Consider the following 3,791-nt stretch of genomic DNA (forward strand, 5'->3'; position numbering starts at 1 on the left):
AAGGCTACGCCACCGGCGAACCGGTCTGGGTGCGGCCGCGGCGCATGAAGGTGTTCCTCGCCCCCGAAGCCACGAACGCTGCCCTGACCGAGGACTTCGTGATCTGAGCCGCGCCGCCGCGCGCCGGCTATGTTCGTTGCGACGCCCGCACCGCCGGCACCGGCGCGCGCGCCCCGGCCGCCTGCCGCCCCTTCCCCCACCCCTTGAGGTATCCGCCATGCGCATCGCCCGCAACGTCACCGAGCTGATCGGCAACACCCCGCTCGTGCGGCTGAACCGGCTGACGGCCGGCCTCGGCGCCGAGGTCGTCTGCAAGCTCGAATTCCAGAACCCGGCGCACAGCGTCAAGGACCGCATCGGCGCAGCGATGATCGATGCCGCCGAAGCGGCCGGGAAGATCGGCCCGGACACGGTCATCCTCGAACCGACCAGCGGCAACACCGGTATCGCGCTGGCGATGGTCTGTGCGGCACGCGGCTACAAGTGCTGCCTGGTCATGCCGGACACGATGAGCAGGGAACGGCGCATGCTGCTGCGCGGCTACGGTGCCGACCTGGTGCTGACGCCGGGCGCCGAAGGCATGGCCGGGGCGATCCGCAAGGCCGAGGAACTCGCCGCCGGCAACCCGAACTACTACATCCCGCAGCAGTTCCAGAACCCGGCCAACCCCGAGGTGCACCGGCGCACGACGGCCGAGGAGATCTGGCGCGACACCGATGGCGAGATCGACATCTTCGTCGCCGGCATCGGCACCGGCGGCACGATCACCGGCGTCGGCGAGGTGCTGAAACCCCGCCGTCCGGGCCTGAAGATCGTCGCGGTCGAGCCCGACGCCTCGCCGGTGCTCTCGGGCGGCCAGAAGGGCCCGCACATCATCCAGGGCATCGGCGCCGGCTTCGTGCCCGAGGTGCTGAACACCGGCATCTACGACGAGGTCACGCGCGTGACCAATGACGATGCACTGGTCACGGCCCGGCGCGCCGCGCGCGAGGAAGGCCTGCTGGTCGGCATCAGCTCGGGCGCCGCGCTGTGGGCGGCGCTGCAGCAGGCGGCGAAGCCCGAGAACGCCGGCAAGCGCATCGTCGTGATCATCCCGTCCTTCGGCGAGCGTTACCTGAGCACCAAGCTGTTCGAGGGGCTCGGCGACTGAAAGCCGCACGCCACGGTCCACCGGAGGCGGCTGCGGCCGCCTTCGTCGTTCAGACGGGGGCGCACTGCGCGACCGCCCGGCTTCGCTGCCTTTCGCAGGCACGCAGGCACGGAACCGGGCGCAAACCGCCCCGGGGGAAGCACGACGCCATTGCCCGGAACCACCCCGCTCCTTCCCGTTGACCGCTGGCTGTCCCCGGCCGGCGGCCTCGTCTATCACCTGCGCGCGCTGCGTCACCGGCCGCTCTGGCGAGCGTATTCCGACCGGCTCGCCGGCTGGCTGCAGGCATGGAATCCGCCGTGCCGCGAACTGGTGCTGATCGGCCCGTCGGCGGGCTGGACGCTGCCGGCGGCGTTTCTGGCCGGCTTCGGGCAGGTGCATGTGCTGGAGCCCGATCCGCTGGCGCGCCGGCTGCTCGGCCGCCGGTTTGCGGACGCGAAACTCGTGTTCGACCGGCTCGACTGCCTCTGCGACCGGGACGGCCCGGCGCGGCTGGCGCGGGCCTACCCCGATGCCGCGCTGCTGTTTGCGAACGTGCTCGGCCAGCAGGTCGCGGGGCCGGTGATCGCCGATCCCGGCCGGCTTCGCCGGGCACTGGCCGGACAGCACTGGGCGAGCTGCCATGACGTGCTGTCGGCGGCACGCGCACCGCACGGCGCGCTGCCCGACACGGCTGCCGGGCTGGACGCCGCCGCCCTCGCCGAACACCTGTGGGGCGGCAGCGGGCTGGAGGTCTGCGACCATGACACGCTCGGCCTCGGCGGCGCACCGGGACCGCTGGCGCTGTGGCCGCTGACGCCGCGCGCCTGGCACGTCATCGAATGGATCGTGCATGCACCGGCCGGCTGATGCCGACCACACGTAAATGCATGGTTTTCCCCTCTCCCCGGCCCCTCTCCCGCGAGGGGCGAGGGGCTGAAAAGCGAAGAAGCGTTCCGGTGTGATCGGTCTGGGCCGGGCGGGGCTCAGGCGTGGCGGCCTTCCAGACGCTCCGCACAGGCGACGCAGTGCTCGGCCCAGGGCAGCGCCGCGAGCCGGGCCGACGGGATCGGCGTGCCGCATTCGACGCAGACGCCGTAGTCGCCGGCGTCGAGGCGCCGCAGCGCCTTGCGCACCAGCCCGAGCTGCAGGCGCGTGTCGAGCGCCAGTGCGCCGATCACGTCATCGTTCTCGCGCTCGGTGGCCTGTTCGGCGAAATCCTGCGACGGCGGGCCGTCCTCGTGGCGTTCGCGTGCGCCGATGCGCGCGAGGCGCTGGTCGAGTTCGCTGGCGAGCCGTTCGAGGCGCGCACGCGGGTCTTCGCTCGGAGTGTCCATCATCGTGCTCCCGGTCAGGGGCGCAGCCGCGAGCACGCGGCCGGCCTGTCCAGAGTCTGGCCGACGATCGTCTGGTCGACGATCGCCGCGTCAGACACCGGCGCGCAGCGTCGCGAGCGGCGGTTGATCGAGCACGGCGCGCGTGCCGGCAAGCCCGGCAAGCCCGACGCCGAACACGCCGGCCGCCGCACCGGCGAGCCACAGCAGCGGATCGGGCCGGTACGGGAAATCGAACACCTGCTGCGCCAGTCCCCAGCCGAGCGCACTGGCCCCGGCCGCCGCCAGCACGCCGGCGAGCAGGCCGAGCACGGCGAACTCGGCGATCAGCCCCTGCAGCACGACGCGACGCGACGCGCCGAGCGTGCGCGCGAGCGCGGCCTCGTAGCGGCGTTCGTCGCGCGTCGCCTGGATCGCGGCATAGAGCACGGCGAGCCCGGCCGCCAGCGTGAACAGGAACACGTATTCGACGCCGAGCACGACGCGCTCGATGATCTCGCGCACCTTCGAAAGCAGCGCGTCGATGTCGAGCACCGTCACCGACGGATGCGCGCGCACCAGCTCCGCGATCAGCGCCTGACGCCCGGCCGGCAGGTGGAAGCTGGTGATCCAGGTCGCCGGCAGGCCGTCGAGCGCACCGGGCGGGAACACCACGAAGAAGTTCACGTGGAAGGAATCCCACTCGACGCTGCGCAGGCTCGTGACCGTGCCCTCGACGCTCTGGCCGGCGACCGCGAAGCGCAGCCGGTCGCCGAGCCGGATGCCGAGCGTCCCGGCCAGTCCCTGCTCGACCGAGACCTCGGCGCGCGCCCCGGGACCGAACCACCGGCCGGCGACGATGCGGTTGTCCGGCTGCGGCGCTTCGGCCCAGGACAGGTTGAACTCGCGCTCGACCAGGCGCTGCGCGCGCGGCTCCGGGTAGTCAGCGGCCGACACCGGCCGTTCGCCGATCTGCGTCAGCCGGCCGCGCACCATCGGATGCAGCGTCGCGGCCCCGAGCCCGGCGGCATGCAGTTCGGCCTGCAGCGCCTCGACCTCGCCGGGCTGGACGTTGATCAGGAAGCGGTTCGGCGCCTCGGGCGGCAGGCTTGCGCGCCAGCCGGCGAGCAGGTCGGTGCGCACCAGCGTCAGCACCAGCAGCACCATCAGCCCGAGTCCGATCGCGACCACCTGCACGATGCTGGCGCCGCCGCGACGCGAGACATTCGCGAGCCCGAAGCGCCAGGCCACCCCGACCCGGCCGCGCAGCCGGCCGAGCAGCCGGGTCAGCCCCCAGGCCCCGAGCGCGAGCAGCACGGCGGTCGCGGCGGTGCCGGCCAGCAGCAGGT

At 72.8% G+C, this 3,791-nt stretch carries 4 protein-coding genes; 2 read left to right on the forward strand and 2 right to left on the reverse strand.

Annotated elements, in window-relative coordinates; genetic code table 11:
- The first annotated feature begins 217 nt into the window (after positions 1–217).
- Together cysK and PKE44_RS16265 are read left to right on the forward strand one after the other, a co-directional pair.
- Positions 218–1,150, forward strand: coding sequence for a cysteine synthase A (gene cysK / locus PKE44_RS16260; RefSeq protein ID WP_324553256.1), 933 nt, complete (start codon positions 218–220; stop codon positions 1,148–1,150).
- A gap of 150 nt (positions 1,151–1,300) precedes the next feature.
- On the forward strand, positions 1,301–1,999 hold the full coding sequence (locus PKE44_RS16265) for a hypothetical protein (protein ID WP_324553258.1): 699 nt from the start codon (positions 1,301–1,303) through the stop codon (positions 1,997–1,999).
- Between the two features lie 116 nt (positions 2,000–2,115).
- On the opposite strand, the gene PKE44_RS16270 is transcribed toward PKE44_RS16265, so the two are convergent.
- Together PKE44_RS16270 and PKE44_RS16275 are read right to left on the reverse strand one after the other, a co-directional pair.
- Positions 2,116–2,466 (reverse strand): TraR/DksA family transcriptional regulator, encoded by a 351-nt coding sequence (locus PKE44_RS16270; RefSeq protein WP_324553260.1) that lies wholly within the window; start codon positions 2,464–2,466, stop codon positions 2,116–2,118.
- A 90-nt stretch (positions 2,467–2,556) separates the two neighbouring features.
- Positions 2,557–3,791 (reverse strand): FtsX-like permease family protein (locus PKE44_RS16275; protein WP_324553262.1); only part of this gene is annotated, 1,235 nt, incomplete at its 5' end.

The sequence above is a fragment of the Plasticicumulans sp. genome (assembly GCF_035331805.1).
Taxonomy (GTDB): Bacteria; Pseudomonadota; Gammaproteobacteria; order Competibacterales; family Competibacteraceae; genus Plasticicumulans.

Bases quoted from the DNA above. Each gene is read 5' to 3' on its own strand.
- cysK (WP_324553256.1), top strand. From the start codon at position 218: ATGCGCATCGCCCGCAACGTCACCGAGCTGATCGGCAACACCCCGCTC.
- PKE44_RS16270 (WP_324553260.1), bottom strand. From the start codon at position 2,466: ATGGACACTCCGAGCGAAGACCCGCGTGCGCGCCTCGAACGGCTCGCC.